24 protein-coding genes are annotated in these 23,545 nt (G+C 37.7%); 22 read left to right on the top strand and 2 right to left on the bottom strand.

The annotated features are described in order from the left end of the window. The first annotated feature begins 5 nt into the window (after nt 1–5). From ACIQYS_RS08670 to ACIQYS_RS08635, 8 genes are all read left to right on the top strand, one after another. Nucleotides 6–1,079: a tartrate dehydrogenase gene (locus tag ACIQYS_RS08670; protein ID WP_402977739.1), complete on the top strand. Its 1,074-nt coding sequence runs from the start codon at nt 6–8 to the stop codon at nt 1,077–1,079. A gap of 17 nt (nt 1,080–1,096) precedes the next feature. After that, nucleotides 1,097–1,945, top strand: coding sequence for an HpcH/HpaI aldolase/citrate lyase family protein (locus tag ACIQYS_RS08665; RefSeq protein WP_402977735.1), 849 nt, complete (start codon nt 1,097–1,099; stop codon nt 1,943–1,945). Nucleotides 1,946–1,955: 10 nt separating this feature from the next. Further along, on the top strand, nt 1,956–3,125 hold the full coding sequence (locus ACIQYS_RS08660; protein ID WP_402977732.1) for a mandelate racemase/muconate lactonizing enzyme family protein: 1,170 nt from the start codon (nt 1,956–1,958) through the stop codon (nt 3,123–3,125). A gap of 40 nt (nt 3,126–3,165) precedes the next feature. Further along, entirely contained in the window at nt 3,166–3,858 is a 693-nt protein-coding gene (locus ACIQYS_RS08655) for a class I SAM-dependent methyltransferase (protein WP_402977729.1), read from the top strand. 40 nt (nt 3,859–3,898) lie between these two features. Beyond that, the gene (locus ACIQYS_RS08650) at nt 3,899–5,320 is read left to right on the top strand and encodes an SLC13 family permease (RefSeq protein WP_402977726.1); all 1,422 of its coding nucleotides are present in this window, start codon (nt 3,899–3,901) and stop codon (nt 5,318–5,320) included. A 268-nt stretch (nt 5,321–5,588) separates the two neighbouring features. After that, nucleotides 5,589–6,770 carry a CaiB/BaiF CoA transferase family protein gene (locus ACIQYS_RS08645; RefSeq protein WP_402977723.1) on the top strand — a complete coding sequence of 394 codons (1,182 nt, stop codon included), beginning with the start codon at nt 5,589–5,591 and terminating at the stop codon, nt 6,768–6,770. A 24-nt stretch (nt 6,771–6,794) separates the two neighbouring features. Beyond that, nucleotides 6,795–7,496, top strand: coding sequence for a gamma-glutamyl-gamma-aminobutyrate hydrolase family protein (locus ACIQYS_RS08640; RefSeq protein WP_402977720.1), 702 nt, complete (start codon nt 6,795–6,797; stop codon nt 7,494–7,496). A gap of 327 nt (nt 7,497–7,823) precedes the next feature. Beyond that, a complete protein-coding gene (locus ACIQYS_RS08635) occupies nt 7,824–8,807 on the top strand; it encodes a M23 family metallopeptidase (protein WP_402978077.1) in 984 nt (327 codons plus the stop codon). Nucleotides 8,808–8,841: 34 nt separating this feature from the next. On the opposite strand, the gene ACIQYS_RS08630 is transcribed toward ACIQYS_RS08635, so the two are convergent. Then, a complete protein-coding gene (locus tag ACIQYS_RS08630; protein WP_402977717.1) occupies nt 8,842–9,168 on the bottom strand; it encodes a DUF5658 family protein in 327 nt (108 codons plus the stop codon). A gap of 170 nt (nt 9,169–9,338) precedes the next feature. On the opposite strand from ACIQYS_RS08630, the gene ACIQYS_RS08625 reads away from it, so the two are divergent. From ACIQYS_RS08625 to ACIQYS_RS08615, 3 genes are all read left to right on the top strand, one after another. Further along, nucleotides 9,339–9,803 carry a divergent PAP2 family protein gene (locus ACIQYS_RS08625; protein WP_402977714.1) on the top strand — a complete coding sequence of 155 codons (465 nt, stop codon included), beginning with the start codon at nt 9,339–9,341 and terminating at the stop codon, nt 9,801–9,803. A 466-nt stretch (nt 9,804–10,269) separates the two neighbouring features. Continuing rightward, complete coding sequence (locus ACIQYS_RS08620) at nt 10,270–10,536, top strand: CD3324 family protein (RefSeq protein ID WP_402977711.1); 267 nt, start codon at nt 10,270–10,272, stop codon at nt 10,534–10,536. A gap of 151 nt (nt 10,537–10,687) precedes the next feature. Continuing rightward, entirely contained in the window at nt 10,688–11,242 is a 555-nt protein-coding gene (locus ACIQYS_RS08615; RefSeq protein ID WP_402977708.1) for a hypothetical protein, read from the top strand. A 185-nt stretch (nt 11,243–11,427) separates the two neighbouring features. Here ACIQYS_RS08615 and ACIQYS_RS08610 read toward each other — a convergent pair whose 3' ends face one another. Then, the gene (locus tag ACIQYS_RS08610; RefSeq protein ID WP_402977705.1) at nt 11,428–11,913 is read right to left on the bottom strand and encodes a YusW family protein; all 486 of its coding nucleotides are present in this window, start codon (nt 11,911–11,913) and stop codon (nt 11,428–11,430) included. Nucleotides 11,914–12,125: 212 nt separating this feature from the next. On the opposite strand from ACIQYS_RS08610, the gene ACIQYS_RS08605 reads away from it, so the two are divergent. From ACIQYS_RS08605 to essB, 11 genes are all read left to right on the top strand, one after another. Beyond that, nucleotides 12,126–13,814 carry a mechanosensitive ion channel gene (locus ACIQYS_RS08605; protein ID WP_402977702.1) on the top strand — a complete coding sequence of 563 codons (1,689 nt, stop codon included), beginning with the start codon at nt 12,126–12,128 and terminating at the stop codon, nt 13,812–13,814. Nucleotides 13,815–13,959: 145 nt separating this feature from the next. Continuing rightward, the gene (gene ytxJ / locus ACIQYS_RS08600; protein ID WP_402977699.1) at nt 13,960–14,292 is read left to right on the top strand and encodes a bacillithiol system redox-active protein YtxJ; all 333 of its coding nucleotides are present in this window, start codon (nt 13,960–13,962) and stop codon (nt 14,290–14,292) included. A gap of 16 nt (nt 14,293–14,308) precedes the next feature. Further along, the gene (locus ACIQYS_RS08595; RefSeq protein ID WP_402977696.1) at nt 14,309–15,127 is read left to right on the top strand and encodes an STAS domain-containing protein; all 819 of its coding nucleotides are present in this window, start codon (nt 14,309–14,311) and stop codon (nt 15,125–15,127) included. 248 nt (nt 15,128–15,375) lie between these two features. Next, nucleotides 15,376–16,524, top strand: coding sequence for an acyl-CoA dehydrogenase family protein (locus tag ACIQYS_RS08590; RefSeq protein WP_402978074.1), 1,149 nt, complete (start codon nt 15,376–15,378; stop codon nt 16,522–16,524). An 18-nt stretch (nt 16,525–16,542) separates the two neighbouring features. Beyond that, the gene (locus tag ACIQYS_RS08585; RefSeq protein ID WP_402977693.1) at nt 16,543–17,127 is read left to right on the top strand and encodes a TetR/AcrR family transcriptional regulator; all 585 of its coding nucleotides are present in this window, start codon (nt 16,543–16,545) and stop codon (nt 17,125–17,127) included. A gap of 151 nt (nt 17,128–17,278) precedes the next feature. Further along, complete coding sequence (locus ACIQYS_RS08580; RefSeq protein ID WP_402977690.1) at nt 17,279–18,775, top strand: class I adenylate-forming enzyme family protein; 1,497 nt, start codon at nt 17,279–17,281, stop codon at nt 18,773–18,775. Between the two features lie 12 nt (nt 18,776–18,787). Continuing rightward, complete coding sequence (locus tag ACIQYS_RS08575) at nt 18,788–19,969, top strand: acetyl-CoA C-acetyltransferase (protein WP_402977687.1); 1,182 nt, start codon at nt 18,788–18,790, stop codon at nt 19,967–19,969. A gap of 14 nt (nt 19,970–19,983) precedes the next feature. Then, nucleotides 19,984–20,904 (top strand): NAD(P)H-dependent flavin oxidoreductase, encoded by a 921-nt coding sequence (locus ACIQYS_RS08570; protein ID WP_402977684.1) that lies wholly within the window; start codon nt 19,984–19,986, stop codon nt 20,902–20,904. An 815-nt stretch (nt 20,905–21,719) separates the two neighbouring features. After that, nucleotides 21,720–22,013, top strand: coding sequence for a WXG100 family type VII secretion target (locus tag ACIQYS_RS08565; RefSeq protein ID WP_093265042.1), 294 nt, complete (start codon nt 21,720–21,722; stop codon nt 22,011–22,013). 79 nt (nt 22,014–22,092) lie between these two features. Next, nucleotides 22,093–22,332 carry an ESX secretion system protein YukD gene (yukD, locus tag ACIQYS_RS08560; RefSeq protein ID WP_402977679.1) on the top strand — a complete coding sequence of 80 codons (240 nt, stop codon included), beginning with the start codon at nt 22,093–22,095 and terminating at the stop codon, nt 22,330–22,332. 13 nt (nt 22,333–22,345) lie between these two features. Next, complete coding sequence (gene essB / locus ACIQYS_RS08555) at nt 22,346–23,521, top strand: type VII secretion protein EssB (RefSeq protein ID WP_402977675.1); 1,176 nt, start codon at nt 22,346–22,348, stop codon at nt 23,519–23,521. Nucleotides 23,522–23,545 lie beyond the last annotated feature (24 nt).

Raw genomic sequence — 23,545 nt, 5'->3', positions numbered from 1 at the left:
TTAATTTGAAAAAAATTGAGCTATCCGTTATTCCTGGTGATGGAATAGGAAAAGAAGTTGTACCAGAAGCATTACGCGTATTAGATACAGTTGCGAAAATTCATGGAGGATTGACATTCAATTATACGCATTATCCATGGAGTTCTCAGTATTATGTTGAACACGGGCAAATGATGCCAGACGATGGTTTAGATTTACTAAGTCAAAGTGATGCGATCTTTTTAGGAGCGATTGGGGATCCGTCTTTAGTAAAAGATCATATTTCTTTAGGTGGTCTACTTTTAAAAATTCGCCGAGAATTTGAACAGGTCATTAATGTAAGACCTGCAAGACTTTTAAAAGGAATGGTATCTCCTTTATCCAATCCACAAGATTTCGATATTATGATCGTCCGAGAAAATAGTGAGGGCGAATATAGTAGCAGCGGGGGAAGAGTTCACAATGGGATGGATGAGATTGTCGTCCAGAACTCTGTCTTCACAAAAAAAGGCGTTTCTCGCGTGATGGAATATGCATTTGAACTAGCTAGAAAAAGAAGTGGACATTTAACGAGCGCTACCAAATCGAATGGAATCGTCCACTCCATGCCTTTTTGGGATGAAGTATTAGCTGAAATAGCACAAAATTTCTCGGATATTCAGGTTCAGAATATTCACATTGATGCCCTATCTGCTTTTTTCATTACAAAACCACAAACGATGGATGTTGTCGTAGCAAGTAATCTATTTGGAGATATTTTAAGTGATATAGGCGGAGCAATTATGGGAAGTATCGGAATAGCTCCTGCTGCTAATGTAAATTTAAACGGCAAATATCCTTCTATGTTTGAACCGGTCCATGGCTCAGCTCCTGATATTTACGGAAAAGGTATTGCGAATCCGATTGGCCAAATTTGGACGGCTAAAATGATGTTGGATCATCTAGGTGAGGTGGAAATGGGGACACTCGTGTTAGATGCAATTGAAAATACATTGCATGCCGGCATTAAAACTCCTGATATTGGTGGAAAGTCTAATATTACAGAAGTAACTGATGCCATTATTGCCAACATAGAGGAAAAAGCCTACAAACCAATTTAATAAATGAGGGATAATCCATGAATCTAGCAAGATCTTATTTATTTGTACCTGGGACTAACAAGGACATGATAAAAAAAGCGATTGCATCTGATGCAGACTGTATCATCATCGATTTAGAAGATGCAGTCGCATTAGCTGAAAAAGAAAATGCAAGGAAAACGGTTAAAGAGTCATTAATAAGGTTTAGCAAAGAAAAAGAGATTTTGGTAAGGATTAACGATTGTGAGACATCTTTTTGGGAGGAAGACTTAATCTGTGCGGTAACAAATGGTGCAGCAGGTATTGTCGTACCTAAATCGGAAAGTGAGCATGACATTAGACTCGTTTGCAAGAAAATCCGAGAAGTTACCATGGATCACTCATCTGCTTTCCAAGTAATCCCTTTAATTGAAACGGCAAAAGGAATTCAATTTGCGTATGCGATTGCAGCTGAAGATGAGTTGGTTTCCAAACTAGCGTTTGGTTCAATCGATTTTTCGTTAGATATAGGATGCGAACTTTCAGCTAGTGGGACGGAATTGTTATTTGCCCGTTCTCAAATTGTCATTGCCTCTAGAGCAGCAGGAATAGGGTCACCAATTGATACTGTTTATGCAGACTTCCATAATGAAGCAGGTTTTGAAAATGAAGCGAAACATGCGAAACAACTTGGCTTTAAAGGAAAACTCATTATCCATCCGAAGCAAATACAAATGACTCATGAAATATTCTCACCTTCAGTAGATGAGATTAATGATGCAAAGGCAATTGTAAAGGCATTCGAAGCGGCGGAAGAAAATGGGGTGGCTTCAATAGCGGTAAATAATCAGTTTGTCGATTACCCTGTATACAAAAAAGCGAAAAGCCTATTATTTTATTCTAGCTAGGGAGATGGCAATGTTGAAAATAACAAAAGTAGAAGTGAAGACAGTTCCCATCAGTAGCCCAATCAGAAATGCCTATATTGATTTTAGTAAAATGACCGCATCCGCAATAGCGATAACGACAGACGTTATGAAAGATGGAAAGCCGGTTGTCGGTTATGGATTTAACTCGAATGGTCGTTATGCACCTACCGCATTATTGAACGAACGATTTATTCCTAGATTAGTAGAGGCTGATCCAAAAGATATTATCACCGAAGATGGTACTAATTTTGATCCACATAAAATACATGCCATTATTATGGCCAATGAAAAACCGGGTGGTCATGGCGAAAGAACGGTTGCTGTTGGTGTGATCGATATGGCTATTTGGGATGCAGTAGCCAAAATTGAAGGAAAACCATTATATCAATTACTTGCAGAAAGATATGGAAATGGTGAAGTAGATGAGCGAGTATATATTTACGCAGCAGGTGGCTACTACTTCCCGGATAAAGGGTTGAAAGAACTACAAGACGAGATGAAGGGTTATTTAGAATTAGGCTATAAAGATGTGAAAATGAAAGTTGGCGGTGCTTCTTTAATGGAGGATTTAAAACGTATTGAAGCTGTGCTTGCTATTTTACCGCAAGGAAGCGGATTAATGGTAGATGCAAATGGTCGCTTTGACTTGGAATACGCTATTGAATTTGGAGAAAAAATTAAAGACTATGAACTTATTTGGTATGAAGAGGCTGGCGATCCACTAGATTTTCATTTGCAAGCAGAACTATCTAAACGCTATCCACATGCAATTGCAACAGGGGAAAATATATTCTCCCTACAAGATGCAACGAATTTAATCCGTTATGCTGGGATGAATCCAGAAAAAGATTTTCTTCAATTTGATTGTGCACTTAGCTATGGGTTAGTGGAATATTTACGAATTCTCGATATGTTGAAAGATCATGGCTGGTCTTCCAGACGTTGTATTCCGCATGGAGGTCATCAAATGTCTTTAAACATTGCAGCTGGATTAGCCCTTCATGGAAATGAATCCTATCCAGGCGTTTTCGAGCCATTTGGAGGATTTGCGGATAATTTCGCCGTAGAAGATGGTTTTGTCAAGCTTCCAAATGTTCCAGGTATCGGCTTTGAAGAAAAGTCGGATTTATACAATCTACTTTTAAGCATTGGGAAATAGAAACGCTTATTTAGGTAAGGTAGAAAGGAGGTTCGATCGAATGGCTAATAAGATGGAGTTCGATAATGAGATTGCGACTGAATATGATCGGGGTATAAGACGCACACTTCCGACCTATGATCCGATGCTTCGGCTCGCGCAGACTTTTCTGCGTGCCAATCTAGAAGAAACTGCTTCACTCCTTATTGTTGGTGGTGGAGGAGGAAATGAACTAAAAGCATTCGGACCTACGAACCCGGGATGGAGTTTTACGGCCGTTGATCCATCGAAGGATATGCTTGAAGTTGCCAAGATAAAAGCAGAACAAATGGAAATGGACGATCGAGTAGAACTGATTAACGGAACAATAGAAGACGTTCCGATTGAATCTACGTTTGATGGGGCAACATGCATCCTTGTTCTTCATTTTATACCTAATGTAGATGATAAGCTGGCACTCTTAAAAAAAGTAAGGTCCCATTTGAAGCCAGGAGCACCGTTTGTACTCGTTAGCAAATTCGGTGATCCAACTAATCCAGAGTTTAAAGAACTCGTCACTCTATGGAAAAACTATTGGCTCGATACGACAAGATTACCAACAGAGAAAGTGGAAGAGTTAATGAAGGGTACATTAACCGAGCTTTCTATTTCTGAAGAAAAACTTCGAGAATTACTGATAGAAGCAGGATTCCATCGAATTGCAAACTTTTTTAGAACGAATCATTTTGGCGGATGGATTTGTCATGCTATATAAAAGGAAAAATTACATTATTTTAAGGGAAAGGGATAGTAGCATGAAAATACTTAAAAACAAAGATTTTAAAACGTATGCATATATTTCCCTTGCTATTGCCGGATTCCTTTTAATGTTTTTCCTGTTACCCGATACATTTTCTTACTCCGCCAAACTGATGACTAGTATTATCACGTTTGGAATTATTTTATGGTCATTGGAGCCCATTCCAATAGGACTTACTGGATTGATCATTTTATTGCTTATGCTTATTTTTAATATTGCAGATTCTTCCGTCATTTTTAGTGGATTTGCTTCACCAGCTACTTATTTAATCGTTGCTGGTATGATGCTTGCAACCGCGGTTAATGAAACTTCTCTTATTAAGCGAATGACGTATAAAATTTTAAAAAGATGGGGCAGTAGTGCGAAAGGATTATTAGGTAGTATTATTATTATCCAACAAATTCAATCTTTCTTTATTCCATCAACAGCAGTCCGCACTGCTTTAGTAGTACCGGTTTCCACGATGATTATTTCGGCAGTAGAGGCAAAGCCCGGAAGTAACTTCAGGAAAATGATTATGCTAGGCGTTGCATTTGGTGGAGTCATAAGTGGATCAGCAGTGATGACGGCCGCCATTGGAAATATATTGACCGTGGAAATTCTTAATCGTTTCGCGGGGGTCAGTATAACGTATTTTCAATGGTTTTTTTATACGTTGCCACTATGGCTAATTTTAATACCGGCTATATGGATCCTTTTATTGAAAGTATTCCCATTGCCTAAAGAGCAACAATACTTTCCAAAGATTGAAGAGCAAATGCAAAATAAATTAGAAGAACTAGGTCCAGTGAATAAACAAGAAATCATTTGTCTGATCATCCTGTTTTTTATCGTTGTGCTTTGGTTAACGGAACCAGTTCACGGAATGCATCCAAGCATCCCAGCTTTAATCGGGGTTGTACTAATGACATTACCGAAAATAGGAATTGCAGGTTGGGAATCAGTTATTAGAATTAATTACAATACGATTTTATTATTAAGTGTGACGTTGTCGATGGGATATACATTTGTTGATTCTGGTGCTGCGAATACAATAAGTAATTATTTAAGTGTACCTTGGTTTATGGAGCTTATTCAAAATCCATTATTAGCTGTATTCATCGTCATTTTGATGGCTCAGCTATTTCATAAAATGATATCAAACGTTTCGACTGCAGTAGTCGTATTGGTTCCGATCATTATAAGTGTCGCACAGAATGCGGGGATAGATCCATTAGCGATTGCTTTTGCGACTGGATTGACATGTGTTTTTGGATATATGTTTGTTGTGGAATCTATGTCCAATTTACTTGTTCATAGTACTGGAATGATTGAACAGAGAGATTTTTTAAAGCCTGGATTATATGCAACAATCATCACGATAATCGCGACAATAGTTGTTGCATCTACGTGGTGGCGATGGATAGGGTTACTTTAACTTGACTCAGCAAAAAAAACTGCTGAGTAGAGGAACTCTGGCTAAGATCGCCGCGTCCGATGGAAGGCAATCTAAATTCGCCGCGTCCTGCGGCAACGATTGCATGACCCACTTCCTGTGGGTCTCAACGCCTGAGTGACCAACAGCCTGTTGGCCCAAGCCGCCGGCGGATGTCACAGATTTTGAAGGGAGTTAATTGCGCAAGCGCAATTCAAAATCTGGACACAATTACGCCGAGGCGTAATTGATTAAGATAGGAGGAAATAGAATGTTACCTTTACAAGGGATAACAATTGTATCGTTAGAGCAAGCTGTGGCAGCACCATTTGCTACAAGACAGCTTGCCGATTTAGGGGCACGTGTTATTAAAGTAGAAAGACCAGAAACTGGGGACTTTGCGCGAAATTATGATAAAACGGTCAAAGGAATGGCAAGTCATTTTGTCTGGATCAATCGTTCCAAAGAGTCGATCACGCTCGACTTAAAACAAGAGGAAGCAAAAGAAGTTTTAGATAAACTTTTGTCCAATGCGGATGTGTTTATTCAAAATTTAGCTCCTGGTGCCGTGGATCGACTTGGATTCAGTGCTTCGGAATTAAAAGAAAAGTATCCACATTTAATCATTTGTGGAATTTCAGGCTATGGTTCTACTGGTCCTTATATGGATAAGAAAGCATATGATTTACTGATCCAATGTGAAGCTGGCTTAGTTTCTGTTACTGGAACGGAAGACACGCCATCTAAATCAGGTATTTCTATTGCAGATATTGCCGCGGGTATGTATGCATATACAGGCATTTTAACTGCCATTATTGCAAGGTATAAAACTGGTAAAGGTGCCATATTAGAAGTTTCTATGCTGGAAGCGCTAGCAGAATGGATGGGATATCCACTGTACTATGCGGGATACGGTGATATGGAACCAAAAAGAACAGGAGCTAGCCATGCTACTATTTATCCATACGGACCTTTTACGGCCGGGGATCAAAAACAAGTTTTTATGGGTATTCAAAATGAACGGGAGTGGAATCGTTTTTGTGAAAACGTACTAAAAGATAGCAGCCTAGCGATTGATGCTCGTTTTAACAATAATTCCAATCGTGTATTAAATAAAGAGTCGTTGAAATCCATTATTGAACGTGCTTTTGAAAAGATAGATTCTACACAAATTATTGAATTACTGGAAGAGTCAAAAATAGCGAATGCACGACTTAATACAGTAAGCGAACTAATGGACCATCCTCAATTACAAGCCCGTAATCGTTGGAAAGAAGTGGAGTCTCCAGTCGGTAAATTAAAGGCATTGCTCCCACCTGCAACATTTGATGCAATAGACACTGTCATGAATCCGATTCCCGCTGTTGGAGAACATACAGAAGCTATTCTAAAAGAGTTGGGTTATGACTATGATGTAATGGGTAAATGTACAAAATCCAGTGTTTCCATATAAAATAAGTCGTTTAGGAGGATTTACTTGAATCCAGTTATTGGTGTTTCATCGAATTTAAAAGGAGAAGTTCTTTCCGTTTCTACTGCTAACATTCATGCAGTTATACGTTTTGGTGGAGTGCCCATCGTACTACCAAATTTGCAGGATGATGGGGTAGAAGTAGTTGCGGAGATGTTAGACGGGCTTCTTTTGACTGGTGGCGGTGATATTGATCCGACTTTGTTTGGAGAGGAACCACACCCTAAACTAGGAAGTATTGTACCGGAGCGGGATGCGTTCGAAATACAGCTTGTTCAAAAAATGCTGGAAAAGAATAAGCCGATTTTAGGTATTTGTCGAGGTGCTCAAATTTTAAGTATTGCTGCCGGCGGAGACATGTTTCAGGATATTTACGCTCAATCGACAGAGCAACTTTTGCAGCACGATCAACAAGCACCAAATTGGCATGCTTCTCACTTTGTTCATGTGACGAAAGGATCCATTTTAAGTAATATTGCTGGAGTGGAAAAGTTCAAAGTGAATAGTTTTCATCATCAAGCGGTCCGCAATATTCCAAATGGATTTTTGTTGAGCGGACTTGCGAGTGACGGGATTGTTGAAGCTTTTGAAAGTGAAAATCATTCATTTGTTATGGGGATACAATGGCATCCGGAGAGCTTATTGTTGAAAGATGATTTTGTTTCCGCTGCTATTTTTAAACGTTTTATAGATGCTTGTTCGAAGTAAATTTATTGGATGAAACGATTGTTTAAAAGCAATCGTTTTTTATTATGGTCGAATTTAGTCGCGTTCGTCGTCGGTTTTGTCGTGTTGGCGGGAGGTTTTGTCGCGTTCATGGGTAGTTTAGTCGTTTTCATAGCTAATTTAGTCTCTCTTAGCTACTTTCTAACTAATAATAGAAAATAATTCCAATTCGGCGTATCCCTGGAGTCTATTTTTACTTAATGTAACCGATTATTTGTCAGAAATACACTTTTTATTTATTCATGAAATGATACTAAAAGGGCAAGCTACACTGTATAGAAAAAGGAGGTATTTTGTTTGATTAGCTGGATGAAACTGACGTTTTCTACTTGTGCTTTTGTCTTTCTTCTTTCCACGGCTGTTTCTGCTGCTGAAGAACCATCGAGGGAGCAAATTTTAGAAAAGCGCATGGAATACTATATAAAATATTCGAGCGATGTCTTGCCTTGGTATTATTTGGCTGCTATTGATCAGTTTGAGCGGAATATTCAAGAAGTTAGAAGTGATATTCCAAAAAGAGATGGTATCGTTGCCATTCAATTTTCCGATGATTATTGGAAAGGTGTATTGAATCCTATTTTAGATGATATTGACTTAACTACCATTGCTTTTTTTAATGGTCATGGATTAGATGGCAATCAAGACGGTATCGCAGATCGGGCAAATGACGATGATGTGATGATTACTTTAACTGAATATTTAATGCAGTTTGGGGTTACAGAAAAAGCTTTTAAAAAAGCGTTGAAGGAATATTACCAACGAGAAGAAACCGTAAAACAAATAATGACGAACGCAGAAATTTACAAAAAATTTGAAACGTTAAATTTAGATGCACGTGCCTTTCCGCTTGCTATCAATCATGATTACAGTTACCGCAGTACTTGGGGTGACTCGAGAGGCTGGGGTGGTCGACGAATGCATGAAGGTACTGACTTGTTTGCTTCTTATAGCGTCCCAGTAAAATCCACTACTTTTGGCAAAGTGGAAGTAATGGGGTGGAATGACTATGGTGGCTGGCGCATCGGTATTAGAGACGTAAATAACACATATCATTATTATGCCCACTTATCCGGCTATACGAAAGGTTTAAAAGTAGGAGATATACTCGAGCCCGGAACAATAATTGGGTACGTTGGTAGCTCCGGTTATGGAAAAGAAGGTACATCCGGAAAGTTTCCACCGCATTTACATTACGGCATGTACAAATATAATGGTCGAACCGAATGGGCATACGATCCCTTTCCTTCCTTAAAACGATGGGAATCTGAAGAAAAAAGCAAAAAAAATAAATAAACCAATTCCAGCAGCTCACAAGTTGCTGGATTTTTTAAATTAATAAAGCTATCCAAAAAAAGTGTTGAAATAGCACGAAAGTGTAAAGTAGAAGCGCTATCCCAATTAATATTTGCACATATTTTCTTGGTTGAAATTTAGTAATGACAAACATTAAAAGAAGTGGAAGGATAATTTTAATGGAATAAAAAATTGCGATATTACTTTCGTACACGAAGCGCATGAATGGATTTGCTTCGGAGATATGGCCGTTTCGAATACCAAAGTCAGTAAAAATGGAATCAAAAATGGCAAGTACTAAGAGGAAAAACGCAAATGTGAGCGGTTTTCTTAGAAAAAGGAGTTGTCCGTTTTCATTCACGCGAGTTAAATTCCTTTCTGTTTCATCAAGTGTATCTTTTTCACCTTATGCTATTATGTGGAAAATAATGTTCAATTATACGTATTAATAAAGCGAGATATGTTTATACGATTAATTCTTCTTAAAATGGGTAATGTAAAAAGAGGATATATACAAGTTGGAGGATTCAAATGACGAACATGAATCGTGGAATTATTACTGCTTTATCGGCAATTGGGTTAGCGCAAGGCTTAAAAATATTTACGCATAAAAAGCTAACAGGAAAATGGGATCTGAAACAAGCGTTTACAACAGGTGGAATGCCTAGCTCACATTCAGCAGGAGTAGCGGCACTTGCATCATACGTAGCTGCTAATAAAGGAGCTCGTCACACAGAAACAGCGATAGCAGTAGTGTTTGGAGTAATTGTCATGTATGATGCACAAGGAATCAGAAGACATACTGGTGAGATTGCACAATTAGTGAATGATTTGGAAGATAAGTTTGTAACATTGTCTGGGAATTTTCCAAGTTTTGAATATGTCGAGCGAGAAAACGAGCTAAATGAGTTGCTTGGACACCAGCCGGTAGAAGTAGCAGTAGGTGCGATTTTAGGAACAGCTATTGGAGTTTTATGTGCGAAATTGGAAGATTGAAACCCAAAAATGGACAGTTAATTGTATGCTAATTAACTGTCCATTTTTTTATTGATATATAGCGGTTTTTACTGTATTGGATACATTTTTAACGCAGTTCAATTGAAGATTCATGATATACTCTTACTTCTTATTAAGGTGAAAATTATTTGGAATAATTGCAAAATAATTATATAATATAAGGAAAATGTTAAATTTTGTATTATTATGCAAAAAGGAGATTAGGCAGTCCTTATCGAAATTATTAATAGGAACGTAACTGTGGTTGTATTACGTAAAGGAGGAGGTTCACTATGACAAGAATTATGAGAAGTTTAAAGATTAGCTCTATGCAAAGTTTTTACTATGAATAAGGTGGTTGTTTGCATAGAGCTAGAAATTGGTTTCCACCTAAAAAGTGATTATTGTTTATAGTAATGACTTTGCTACCTTAAAAATTTCATCTATTTTAAGGAGCGAAGCTAACATGAAATATGTAAATGCAGAAAGCATCTTACCAGTAGAATTACTGAATGAAATACAGAAGTATGTAAATGGAGAAATGGTTTACGTTCCTATTTCTAAGGGTTCACGGAAGAAATGGGGCGAAAACTCTGGGAATAAAACTTATTTGAACGATAGAAACCATAAGATCCGTCAACAATTTTCTGCCGGCATCAAGATAGATCAACTTTCAGATCGATTCTTTCTTTCTCGCGATAGTATTAAAAAAATAGTTTACTTAAAAAAATAGTTTCTATATGTCACATTGGATTAAATCTGATGTGACCTTTTTGGGTAAAGTATAATTTATAATCGTTCATTATATATTTTCACTGGATTGCTTTTATTATAATTATATATATAAGTTACAGTTTTTATATCTATATTAAAAGGAGAAGCCTATGAAAATTGATGTTCATTTAACAGATAATAGTGAATCATATATTATAAAAAACTTATATCCTTTGTACCTTTATGACCTTTCTGGACATTATGATAGAATCCCGAATGTTCACGGGATATATGAGGATAGTGATGATTTTCGAACATTAAACGACCAGTATGAAGTTCAAAATATTTGGTGGGAAAAGCCCGGAATTTTATTCCCATACATAATTTTAGTAGATGGGATACCAGGAGGATTTATCTTAATAGCAACCCCGCCACATTGTAATAAAGGAATTGATTATTTTGTAAATGAATTCTTTTTAATTCAATCGTTAAGAGGGAAAGGCATCGCTGAAAGAGCAGCAAATATAGTATTTGAGCAATTTAAAGGGAATTGGGAGTTGTTTACTAACCCGTTAGAGAAAAACATTGTGGGACAAAAATTTTGGAGGAAGACAATTTCTAATTACACTAATGGAGTTTACACTGAGAAAAACGGGGAAACTTTTGATGGACAAAAGACTATTTTTCAATTTGATAATTCCGGAAAACAATTGATTTCCAAATAACTGTATTGACTCCTCTAACCATTTTCATTCTTTGTTAAATATTCGAATGTCAAAATAGTTATGGCTTAGTTCTCCTTGAGTAAGAACTAAGCCTTTTTATGTGTCAACATATAGCTAATTACTATGTTTGCCGACTTGGTTTTTCTTATTTTGTTGTGTTGCCGGTATAAGTTTTGTATTACTGCTTACTCAACATATGATTTGGTTTCTCCGTCTTCATATTCTATTTCAAGGTCGAAATTAGTGTAATCAGTTGCATCAAAAGCATTGGTTACTTGAGTGATCACTTCTTCTTTGCTCGTATCTTGCGTTAACTGGAGATCTGCGAAAACTTGCTGTAATAATGTAAATGCGGCATCTCCTTGTAAGTCGACAGCAGCATGCATGTTCTTATATATGGTCTCTGTTATCGCAGAGTCACCATAGTATTCAGCTATGACTGATTCTTTATTGTTTGGTGTATCGATGTGCAGATTGAAATAACGGAACCCAAATTCAAGTTCCGGGTTTTCTGATGTTAATGAATCGTCCACTACTTCCTCTTGTTCTGGCTCGTATGCCGCTCCAGTAGATACATTCTCAACTGTCTCGTCATTATTTCCGCAAGCTGCAACAAGCATCGCCGATGATAATAGAGTAGCTGCAAGTATCATATGTTTTTTGGATTTCATGTACATTCTCCTCTCGGGATAATTGCGTGTCTATCATTTATAAATAACCTTAAATCATAAATATTAAACAAAACGAAGAATGCTAGATCAGAATGGGAAGAGGAATGTTACAGATTTGTCATTGGTGATGGCACTCGTAACAATTGTTTGAATACATGCATACGGGGTAACAGAGTATTGTGAAGAAATTGATCTAAAAGGAGGAGGAAGTAATGCTGGATCAGTATTATTGGAGGGAGAGCCTCTCATTTTTACCAGAACTATTAGTAGGTTTAGTCGTTCTATTGATAGGTTTTTTTATCGCAAAACTGATGGAAAATATTACGTATAAATTATTACGCAAATATCATGTGAATGAACGTTTAGGAAATACAAAGTCTAAATGGACCGTAGAGAAAATCATTAGCAAAATTGTTTTTGTTATCGTTCTCATTTTGGCATTCGTATTATTCTTTAACATCCTGAATTTGAATACAATGGCTACACCGTTTGTTTCCATGTATTCAGGATTAACTAGTGCATTTTTAAATGTATTAAAAGCAGCTTTAATTTTATTGTTTGCTTGGATTTTAGCAACTGTTGTAAAAAAAGTAATTCAAATGGCTGGTTCGAAACTTCGATTGAATAAATATGTAGGACAGACTGGCGTTAATCCTCAGAAAATCGATCAAACGAAATGGACGGATACAGCAACGAATGTTGCCTATTATTTAATCTTTTTATTATTTATCCCTGCAGTATTGAATGCATTAGGGATTGACGGATTAAGTGGACCATTCGAGGGGATGCTTGCTAGTTTCTTTAACTTTATACCTAAGCTCGTATCTGCTGCTATTGTTTTGGTCATTGGCTGGTTCGTTGCAAAACTAATTCGTAATTTAATAGAAAAATTTTTGCAATCAGCTGGGGCAGACCGATTAGCGGACAAGTTGAAGATTTCTTCCTTCATTGAAGGGACTAGTGTGTCAAAAGTTGTTGGTATTATTGCCTTTGTATTAATCATGATTCCTGTATCCATTACTGCGCTAGAGATTTTGGATTTAGAAGGAATTTCTGCACCTGCTATTGCCATGTTGAATAATGTTTTGGCAATGTTACCGAAGATTTTTGTTGCAATCGTGTTAGTGTTAGTTGGAATAGTCATTGCAAAATGGGTAAAAGATGTTGTTGTTTCATTGCTTGAAAAACTCGGGGTGAATTCAGTATTTGGCAAGATGGGATTCCAGTCAGGTAGTGGTGCTGCGCCATCTTTAGCAACATTATTAGGCACGATCGTCCAAGTTGTAATAATTTTATTGTTTGTTGTGGAAGCACTACAGTTGTTGGAGCTAAACTTTATGGTTATATTGGCAACTGGAATTTTTGCATATTTACCATCTGTTTTTGCGGCGATTGTAATTTTAGCTGTAGGATTTTGGTTAGCGAATATGGTAGAAAAATTGGTCGGTAGTTTGATGAAACATTCTTCAGGAACACCACATTTCTTGCGTTACGTGGCAAAATATGCGATTTTAGCATTCGCATTCTTCATGGCGTTAGATCAGTTAGGGATTGCTGCTTCCATCATCACTTCCGCTTTTATCCTTATTCTAGGTGGCTTAGCATTGGCATTTGGTTTAGCATTTGGATTGGGAGGACGAGAGCACGCAGCACGCTATTTGAGTAAAATGGAAAGAAGTCTAGAGGAAGTAGAAGTATCGAAGGAAAAGTATGAAGCAGAAAAAAAGTCAATGAAAGAATCTTTTAAGAAGAACGTTCCATATGCAAAAGAAACGGGTTATTTAAGAGAATCAAATGGTTTTTTAGATGAATCTCCTGATACGGGATATAACATCCCATCTACCGATGACCTACATCCGTATGAAGATTTACCACAGGGTGACGAACGATTGGATAAATAATTTGATATCGAAATGCCCTAGTGCAACTGCGCTAGAGAATTTTTTAATAATTTATTGTTTTCTGAAGATAAAGGATGATTGGCGAGGTAAGTCTTGTATAATAGAATAAAGAGCTTTTAATTAATATTTCGAGAGGATGGTTCTGATGGCGAATTATACGGAGATTATTTCCGTTAGTGAGTGGAAGGATGTTTTGGAGCGGTCAAAGGAGAAGGCAGTCTTGGTATTTAAGCATAGCACGACTTGTCCGGTGAGTGCGCATGCGTATGGAGAGTTTACTTCGTTTGAATCCCCACTGGAGACTTATTTAGTCAAAGTGATTGAAAATCGTTCGGTGTCTAATGAGATAGAAAACGATTTGGGAATTCGTCATGAGTCACCACAAGCATTTTTAGTTTCAAATGGGGAAGCTTTTTGGAATGCTTCCCATTGGAAAATAACTAAAAAGGAATTAGCAAAAGCGACGGCATCAATATAGGAGAAGAGGAGAATATATGGAAGAGGTATTGAAAGTCGGCCAGTATTTAGTAGAAAATGCAGAAGAAATAATTAGGGACATGACGAAAAAGGCGTTAAAAAATGTAGAATTTCCAGTAACAGAGGAAATGTTGGAGCGATCTATAGAGCAAAATATGGAATTCTTAGTGCTTTTAGCAGAATCCTTTGAAGAGACTGAAGAAGCAGCAGAAGTGGAATTAATTAAATGGAGCAAACGAGTCGGTGAGCAACAAGCTGCACTGTTTAATCAATTTTCTACAATTATCAAACCATTAGCTAAAAACCGATTAATGTACTTGGAATATATTACACAAATTTCGATAGATCATGGGTTATCAACAGAAGACGTGGTAAGAATAAATAATCGAATTAGTTATTTGATGGACGTCAGCATGATTGAGACGATTTATGCATATGAAGCCTACCACGATACGTTAATGGAAGAACGCCAAAAAGAGATCAACGAATTATCAGCACCTATTGTTCCTATTCAACAAGGAATTGCTGTATTACCTCTAATTGGTATTATAAATGCTTCCCGTTTCCAATATATAATAAATCATTTAGTGCCTTCCATACCAAATCGTTCCATCGATCATTTAATCATTGATTTTAGTGGTATATTAACGATTGATTCGGAAGTCGCAGAACAAATCTACATCCTTCATAGTGTCCTTCAACTGCTTGGCATCCATGTAATGCTTTCAGGAATACGGCCAAATCTGTCGATGGAAGTTGTACGCACTGGTATTGATCTTACAACCTTTCATACATTTGGCAGTGTTAAACAAGCGGTGGATAGCGTGAAAAGTTGACTAATAAAATAACGAATAATAACGTACCTCCTTAATAGAGCGATCTAAAGAGGAGGTTTTTTAATTACACAATTTAAACATCGGATGGAAAGATATTTTAAAGTTTAGAAACATATAGTGAAAAATGAATAGGTTCATTCAAAATTTAAACGGAGTTCAAAAAGTCATTTACTTTTAAAATGGAAGAAGTATAATGTGTTTTAAGAAAGAATTTTCTGAATATTAATGTGAAGGAGGTTGAAACTTTGGTGAGGACTTCTTTTATGACGGATGAACATGCGTTATTTCGAAAGTCTTTGCGAAAAATGCTAGATAAAGAGGCGTATCCTTTCTATGATAATTGGGAAGCTAATCGAGCTATTCCGAGAGATTTTTGGTTGAAGATGGGGGAGAATGGGTTTTTATGTCCATGGGTTCAAGAGGAATATGGAGGACTTGGGCTTGATTTTTCCTATTCGATGATTTTGATTGAAGAGCTCGAACGTGTTGGTCAAGGGTTAGCAAGTGGGATGTGTTTGCATTCTGACATTGTAAGCCCTTACATTTCTATTCTTGGTACGGAAGCGCAAAAGCAAAAGTGGCTTCCAGGCTGTGTAAGTGGGGACTTGATCACTGCGATTGGCATGACGGAGCCTGGTGCTGGATCCGATTTAGCGGGAGTGAAGACGACTGCTCGTAAGAACGGAGATACCTACATTTTAAATGGCGAGAAAACATTTATCACAAATGGTCTTACAGCGGATATTGCCGTTATTGTTTGTAAAACGGATCCAGATGCCGAGCCTGCACATAGAGGAATAAGTTTACTCGTTGTGGAGAAAGGGATGGAAGGCTTTAAGCATGGAAAGAAACTCAATAAAATCGGCATGCATAGTGGAGATACCGGAGAATTGATATTCGAAGATGTGAAAGTGCCTGCAGCAAACTTGCTTGGAGAAGAGGAAAAAGGGTTTTATTATCTTATGCAAAACTTACAACAGGAGCGTTTAGTCGTAGCGATTCAATGCCAAATTGAAGCCGAAGAAATGCTTCGAATTACGATCGACTATGTAAAAAGTCGGAAAGCATTCGGTCAATCGATTAGCAAATTTCAAAATACGCAATTTAAAATAGCAGAAATGGCAACCGAAATAGATATCGGTCGAGCTTATATCAATCAGTTGACGGCTCGCCATATCGCCAACGAAGACATTGTAAAGGAAGTATCCATGGCAAAATGGTGGATTAGTGAAATGGCAAAACGAGTGGCAGCAGAATGCTTGCAGCTGCACGGTGGCTATGGATATATGGAAGAATACGAGATTGCGAGAAGATACCGAGATATTCCAGTGGCAAGTATTTATGCGGGAACTACAGAAATTATGAAAACCATAATTGCGAAAAAACTGGATTTATAAGTAAAGGGGGATTCTGGCATGAAGCTCTCAGAGATAAAGTTACAAAAGAAAAAACAAGAAATTATTTTATCGGCTGTTAAACTAGTGAACAAAAAAGGGTCTCATGGGGCGACGATGGAAGAAATTGCTGCAGAGCTTCTCATGACAAAGGGTTCCCTCTATTATTATTTTAAAAATAAAGAAGATCTCCTATTTCAATGTCATGAAATGGTGTTAGGCCAAGCAATTAGTGAGCTACAACATTATGTTAATGAAGTTATTTCGAATGAACAGAAATTACGTAAAATGATTGCCAATCATATCCGTTACATGATCGAAGAAAAAGAAACGTTCAATATGATTATAAAGCCTGACCAAACCTTTTCGAAGGATTACCTTCAACCGATTTTACGTAAACGAAATGAATACGCAGCATGGTTTGATAAAGTCATTAAAAAAGGGGTGGAGGAGGGAGAATTCACGATAAAAGAACCAAAAATTGCACGAATGATTTTACTCGGTTCCATGAACTGGATACAACAATGGTACAAGCTAAATGGGGACAAGACAATAGAGGACTTACAAGCGATTTATGCAGATTATTTGTTAAAAGTTGTGAAGTAAATGACATATTTAAAACAAAAGCTTTGTTCTATATTACTGTTGATTTTTACTATATTAATTGATTACCTAATTGATTGAAGTGGAAGGCGTCCGCCTGGAACTGAAATCAGCAGTATAGTTTAACAGAGCAAAAACAAAGGGGATCTGATATATGTTCATTACGGAAAAATTGGCACTCCAAGCAAAAGAGCAACCTAATCATTTCATTACACAATTCAATGGAAGAAAAACAACTTATTCTAAGTTCTATGAACAGGCCAAGAGATTAGCAGGTTATTTTCAAGCAAAAGGCTATCAACAAGAAGATATTATTGCAGTTTACTTAAATAACTCGGATTATTTCTTAGTTTGTTATTTTGCATGTCAGCTTGGTGGATTTAGCGTAATGCCTGTAAATACAAAGCTTGCTGCTCCTGAAGTGGATTATATATTTACGCATTCAGAAGCAAAGGCACTCATTTATGGCGCAGATATGGAGCCAATTTTGAACGAAATCCCGGACACATTTGCAAAATTTCAAGATTCGCTTGTAGTAGGAGAACATGAGGGTTTAATAGAGGTTTTAGAGGATGCATCTATTACTTACGAGGAAATAAACGAACAGGAAGAACGAACGAGTGTCGTTTTTTATACTTCTGGTACGACTGGTAGACCAAAAGGCGTTCTGTTAACAGCAAATAATGTAAGAGCAACTGCACAAATATGGGGGGAAGCAATGGAGCTAAACTCTAAAGATCGCATGCAAATAGTAGCCCCATTATTTCACTGTGCGGCAAGTCATGTTTTTAGTATTCCTGTCATTTACGCTGGTGGGACGATTGTAATTGAAGAAGGATTTTCTCCTGAACGAGCTTTGAATACGATGGAACAAGAGGATATTACGATATTTTTCGGTGTTCCGGCGATGTACAGTATTTTATTGAACACACCAAAAATGGAGAATTTACAATTACCAAATCTTCGACTGTTTACTTATGGAGCGGCTCCAATGCCATATGAATTAGTTCGAAAGGTTAAAGCATTATATCCAGATGTGAAAGTGCAAAACTTATACGGTCAAACAGAAAATTCTCCAGCCGCTACAACACTAAAAGATCATCATGCATTAAAAAAGGTTGGATCAGTAGGAGAACCGCTCCCACAAACACAAGTGCAAGTTGTAGATGAATTTGGGGAGCCACTTCCAGTTGGTCAAGTAGGGGAAATAGTTACGAAAGGTCCCCAAGTCATGAAAGGCTATTTGAAAAATGAAGAAGCAACAAGAAGAGCGATTCAAAACGGCTGGCTATATACAGGAGACTTAGGGCGTTTTGATGAAGATGGCCTACTTTATATCGTGGATCGCAAAAAAGATATGATTAACCGCGCTGGCGAAAATGTGTACCCCGTGGAAGTAGAAGAAGTGTTATATCAAATTCCGGAACTTTTAGAAGCAGCTGTAGTTGGCATTCCACATCCCATTTACGGAGAAGTTCCAAAAGCTTTTGTTGTATTAAAAGAAGGACAGACATTGACAGAAGAAGCTATTATTTCTTTCTGTTCGAAACGATTGGCAAAATATAAATTACCGGAAGAAGTCGTATTTATCGATACTCTTCCTAGAAATGCGAGTGGCAAAGTGCTAAAAACAGCACTTAGAAAAGAGTAAGGGGGAAAAGAAATGAGTTCCGTTTATATGGTAGATGGTGCTAGAACCGCGTTTACTAGTTTTGGAGGTTCTTTTGCACAAGTGAAAGCAGATGATTTAGGTGCAGCAACGGCGGTAGAAGCGTTGAAACGCGCAAAAGTGGATGCAACTCAAGTGGATCATGTTATTTATGGAAATGTGATTCACTCGAGTACAAATGCTTCTTTTTTATCTCGGCATATTGCATTAAAAGCGGGGATTCCAGTGGAGGTTCCTGCGTATAATGTGAACCGCTTATGTGGTTCCGGAGCACAGTCGATTGTTTCTGCAGCGCAATTAATTTTATTGAACGAAGCAGACATTGTTTTAGCAGGTGGAGCAGAAAATATGTCGATGGCTCCATATGCAAATTTCAACGCACGGTTTAATACTTCCAAAATGGGCTCCGTTGTGTATGCAGATATGGTCCTCTCAACTCTTACAGATGAATATGTTGGCAGTGGTATGGGAATGACAGCAGAAAAACTAGCAGAACAATATGACCTATCTCGCGAGGAACAAGATGAATTCGCACTGCTTAGTCAAAAACGAGCAGCCACGGCACGCGACAATGGTGTTTTTTCGAAAGAGATTGTCGCTGTAGAAGTACCAACTCGAAAAGGAACGATAGTTGTATCTCGGGATGAACATATCAAAGCGGATGTCACAACTGAAAAGTTGGCCACATTAAGACCTTCCTTTAAAAAAGATGGAACGGTAACACCAGGTAACGCAAGCGGAATAAACGACGGTGCTGCATCTATTATTATTGCTAGTGAAAAAGCAGTAACGGAAAATGGACTAAAGCCGATTGCTAAAATCGTTTCTTGGAGTGTAGTAGGAGTCGATCCTACTATTATGGGAATTGGACCAGTTCCAGCAATCAGGCAAGCTTTAGAAAAAGCGGATCTACGATTAGAGGATATGGATTTAATCGAAGTGAATGAAGCATTTGCTTCCCAATATTTATCTGTTGAAAAAGCATTAGGACTTGATCGTGACAAAACAAATGTCAACGGCGGTGCAATCGCTTTAGGTCATCCAGTTGGGGCAAGCGGAACGCGGATTCTGCTTTCGTTAGCATATGAATTGAAAAATAGAGGATTGAAATACGGCGTAGCAAGTTTATGTATTGGCGGCGGACAAGGGATCGCGGTTGTTATTGAGCGAGTATAAGGAGGAAAAATAGCATGTTCACTAATTTAAACCTTCCAGTAATTGTAGCACCAATGTTTTTAGTATCTAGTACAGAATCAGTTATTGCATCTTGTCGACATGGAGTAGTTGGTTCCATACCACTACTTAATGCACGAACGGAAGAGAAATGCGAAGAGATGCTGGCGGAATTAAAGTCTGCTCTACCAACTGAACCATGGGCCGTGAATTTCATTGCACATAAAACGAATAAGCGACAGGAAACCGATTTGGAGTTAATACGCAAATATGAGCCACCGGTAGTAATCGTTTCTTTAGGGCATCCTGGAGCGGTTACAGAAGTTGTACATGCCTATGGTGGGTTAGTGTTTTCGGATGTCATTACGGTTAAACATGCGAAAAAAGCTGCTGAAGCTGGGGTTGATGGGCTTATTTTAGTTTGTGCGGGAGCGGGTGGACACGCGGGAACACTAAACTCATTTGCATTTTTAGATGCTGTTCGAGAGTTTTGGGATGGTTATACTGTTTTAGCAGGTGGTATTTCAAGTGGGAAAGATATATTAGCAGCTCAAATAATGGGAGCAGATTTTGCTTATATGGGAACGAAATTTATCGCGGTGGAGGAAAGTGTAGCAATTCCAGCGTATAAAGAGATGCTTGTCGATTCAACGATTTCCGATATTTTATATACGGACTCCTTTAGCGGGGTAAATGCGAATTATTTAATCCCTAGTTTATTAAAAAATAATATTGATCCTACAAGTCTGAAGCCGCGTGACTCCGTGGACTTATCTCATATGGTTGATGTGAAGGCTTGGCGAGATATATGGTCAGCAGGTCACGGCGTAACAACGATTAAATCAATAGACAGTACAGCGGTAATTGTTGAACGACTTATAAAAGAGTATGAAGAAGCGAAAATGGTTGCAGGCGTTAAGTCGGAGCTGAGCAAATAAGCGGTTTATAAGAAGCAAGGAGAAAAGGATTTCACTTTTCCCCTTGCTTTTTTCATATTTTAGGAAATTTAAAGTATAGGAACATAATATATGCCACATTTTAGGAATAATGCTCAATAGAGCCCGCCTAAACTTGCTAGATTGTTTTTCGTGTTCGGCTGTTGCTTTGTCGCGTTCAGCTTCCAGTTTGTCATGTTCGGAGGGATTTTGTCGCGTTCACAGCATATTATGTCTCGTTCAACCATTTAATGGATTTAGTGAGTCGTCCCGCCGCAACTAGTTCTATTTTAAACCATAGTATTGAGTATCTTTACATTGAAGTATTTTTTGATAATTCTGATATAAAATGATTAAAAAGTACTAGTTTTATTTTATGATTATGAATTTTTGCTATTTGGATGAATATTTCAGAAAACGAAATAAAAAAAGTATCAAATTGTTTCCATTATTAAAATGACATGACATAAGTCCTTGAGTTTATGGAACTATGAAAATTTTTATGTAAATATTGTCACTTTGACGTTCCCCTACTAGTAGTGTTATTTATTATATTAAGGAAAAGTTAGGTGTTAATTTATGAATATTTATCCATTTGTTTTGATGCCTTAAAAATTTTCTTCTAATTTTGAATATTTCATGTTTATTAGTCTATTAAATTGGGGAATAGAGAGATTGGATTATAGAGACAATGAAACAGCGGAAGTATCTGTGTTGGGAGTTGCTAAACGATAGAGCATTACGCATATCTTTAAATGCTTCCCAATACAGTTATTTTATAAATGACACAAAATTTCAAAAAAAGGGAGATGTATGGAATGTCAGGAATTATTCGCGTAACACCAGCAGAACTAGATGCAATGGCTTCTCGCTACAACCATGAATCAGGAGAAGTTGGATCTCAAATTGGTCGTTTAGACGGCATGATTGGAGAATTGCAATCTATGTGGGAAGGTTCTTCAAGTGCAGCATTTGCTGAGCAATATGAGAGACTTAAACCCCATTTTAACGAAATGCGTGAACTTTTAAGTGAAGTAGGAATTCAATTAAGCCGTGCTGGTCAAGCGTTGCAAGATGCGGACCAACAGATTGCAAGTCAAATCCGCGGGTAACTCTTCCAACTCGGAAGAAACAAATAGTAGAGCGTCGTTCCACAAAGGAAGGCGCTTTTTCCTTCATTGGGGTGAAATTATGTATATAGAAATTACGATAGATTTATGTAATTACGAAGGCGATGTGATGGATCTTAGGTTGTCCGATTATTATACGATGAAAAAAATGATTGATATAGCGTGGCAGGCAAAAGCAATTTCCAAAACTCCACGAGAAGGTCATTGGGTGCGTGTAGTAAACAAAGACAGATTATTTCCTGGTCATTTAACGCTCGCGCATTGCGGCATTACGACTGGTGATCGAATCGAAATCATTTGAAGGAGTTAAGAAGATGGCGAATAATGCACATACATATTTAAAAAATCGGATAGGTGCAGAAATAAATGAAGAAGAAAATAAAACTACATTCGTCTTCCAAAAAGAACGGGTCGGCTTTAAACGAACAGAAGAAATTATTTTTCTAAAAGAAGTGAGTCCAAAAATCGCAAAGGACATTGCCATAACGGATGATGAACTGATCATTCAAGCAACGATACCGACTTCCTTTAAGCGATTTAGTGACATGCATTTGGAAGATGAAAAATGGAGGTGGATGTTTGCCTATCAACTCGTAGAAAAGGTATATGCTCATCCGTATCCCCGTTTGAATTTAATCGTTTGTCCGGAAAATATAGTGTATAGCAGAGGGATGGAGCCTGTATTTTTGTATTACGGGGTGATGGGAAGCTTGCCGCCATTTGAAACAAATACGGAGCAAGTTTGGCTAGAGACGAAAGCGGTTGTTGCTGCTGCAATAGACGCCTCGTTTACTTTTGAGGAGTATTTGAAATACTCGGAGATTCTCGAGTTAAAAGAAATTGGTGCAAAACTAATGTCGATGAAAGATAGAGAGTCCTTCCTTGAATTTATCGGTCAGCAACTAGCGCAATTGGATATAAAGGAACAATCAAATATAAAACTCCCAAGAAAGAAATGGACTATAACGAAATGGCTTTCACTAGCGCTTGGAGTGCTCATTATTCCTGCAATTATTTTTACTATTATTTATTTCGTACACGAAAAGCCAAAAAACGAAGCATATACCCTTAGCCATGAATACTTTTTGGGCCAGAATTACAGCCAAGTTGTTACACAGTTAAGTCCATATCGTGTGCAGTCTATGCCTTATGTTGTGCTGTACGAACTAGCTTACGCTTCTGTGACCAATGAACGATTAGATGAAGAACAGAAAAAGAATGTATTGTCTAATATTACATTGCAAACGGATGCCGATTATTTAATGTTTTGGATTTATATTAATCGAGGAGAAGCAGAAAATGCAGTAGATCTGGCTAGGTCGATGGAAGACGGCGAGCTAATTACGTATGGATTATTGAAAAGACGCGAAGAAGTCAAAGCGGATCGGAAATTATCAGGTGAAGAGATGCAGACGATTTTAGATGAGATAGATAGAGAAGTAGCAGAATACAAAAAGCTGATGGAACAAGAAGAGGAAGCTAAAAGTTAAGAGCAGACAGAAAGAAGGTGTACG

It is taken from the genome of Psychrobacillus sp. NPDC096426 (assembly GCF_044762745.1).
GTDB lineage: Bacteria > Bacillota > Bacilli > Bacillales_A > Planococcaceae > Psychrobacillus.
Note: the sequence above shows the minus strand (reverse complement) of the source record. Positions and strands in the feature narration are given on the sequence as shown.

What these genes read in the sequence shown, in the direction of transcription:
- ACIQYS_RS08665 (WP_402977735.1), top strand. Translation starts at nt 1,097, where the DNA reads ATGAATCTAGCAAGATCTTATTTATTTGTACCTGGGACTAACAAGGAC.
- ACIQYS_RS08660 (WP_402977732.1), top strand. Translation starts at nt 1,956, where the DNA reads ATGTTGAAAATAACAAAAGTAGAAGTGAAGACAGTTCCCATCAGTAGC.
- ACIQYS_RS08655 (WP_402977729.1), top strand. Translation starts at nt 3,166, where the DNA reads ATGGCTAATAAGATGGAGTTCGATAATGAGATTGCGACTGAATATGAT.
- ACIQYS_RS08650 (WP_402977726.1), top strand. Translation starts at nt 3,899, where the DNA reads ATGAAAATACTTAAAAACAAAGATTTTAAAACGTATGCATATATTTCC.
- ACIQYS_RS08645 (WP_402977723.1), top strand. Translation starts at nt 5,589, where the DNA reads ATGTTACCTTTACAAGGGATAACAATTGTATCGTTAGAGCAAGCTGTG.
- ACIQYS_RS08635 (WP_402978077.1), top strand. Translation starts at nt 7,824, where the DNA reads ATGAAACTGACGTTTTCTACTTGTGCTTTTGTCTTTCTTCTTTCCACG.
- ACIQYS_RS08625 (WP_402977714.1), top strand. Translation starts at nt 9,339, where the DNA reads ATGACGAACATGAATCGTGGAATTATTACTGCTTTATCGGCAATTGGG.
- ACIQYS_RS08620 (WP_402977711.1), top strand. Translation starts at nt 10,270, where the DNA reads ATGAAATATGTAAATGCAGAAAGCATCTTACCAGTAGAATTACTGAAT.
- ACIQYS_RS08615 (WP_402977708.1), top strand. Translation starts at nt 10,688, where the DNA reads ATGAAAATTGATGTTCATTTAACAGATAATAGTGAATCATATATTATA.
- ACIQYS_RS08610 (WP_402977705.1), bottom strand. Translation starts at nt 11,913, where the DNA reads ATGAAATCCAAAAAACATATGATACTTGCAGCTACTCTATTATCATCG.
- ACIQYS_RS08605 (WP_402977702.1), top strand. Translation starts at nt 12,126, where the DNA reads ATGCTGGATCAGTATTATTGGAGGGAGAGCCTCTCATTTTTACCAGAA.
- ytxJ (WP_402977699.1), top strand. Translation starts at nt 13,960, where the DNA reads ATGGCGAATTATACGGAGATTATTTCCGTTAGTGAGTGGAAGGATGTT.
- ACIQYS_RS08595 (WP_402977696.1), top strand. Translation starts at nt 14,309, where the DNA reads ATGGAAGAGGTATTGAAAGTCGGCCAGTATTTAGTAGAAAATGCAGAA.
- ACIQYS_RS08585 (WP_402977693.1), top strand. Translation starts at nt 16,543, where the DNA reads ATGAAGCTCTCAGAGATAAAGTTACAAAAGAAAAAACAAGAAATTATT.
- ACIQYS_RS08580 (WP_402977690.1), top strand. Translation starts at nt 17,279, where the DNA reads ATGTTCATTACGGAAAAATTGGCACTCCAAGCAAAAGAGCAACCTAAT.
- ACIQYS_RS08575 (WP_402977687.1), top strand. Translation starts at nt 18,788, where the DNA reads ATGAGTTCCGTTTATATGGTAGATGGTGCTAGAACCGCGTTTACTAGT.
- ACIQYS_RS08570 (WP_402977684.1), top strand. Translation starts at nt 19,984, where the DNA reads ATGTTCACTAATTTAAACCTTCCAGTAATTGTAGCACCAATGTTTTTA.
- ACIQYS_RS08565 (WP_093265042.1), top strand. Translation starts at nt 21,720, where the DNA reads ATGTCAGGAATTATTCGCGTAACACCAGCAGAACTAGATGCAATGGCT.
- yukD (WP_402977679.1), top strand. Translation starts at nt 22,093, where the DNA reads ATGTATATAGAAATTACGATAGATTTATGTAATTACGAAGGCGATGTG.
- essB (WP_402977675.1), top strand. Translation starts at nt 22,346, where the DNA reads ATGGCGAATAATGCACATACATATTTAAAAAATCGGATAGGTGCAGAA.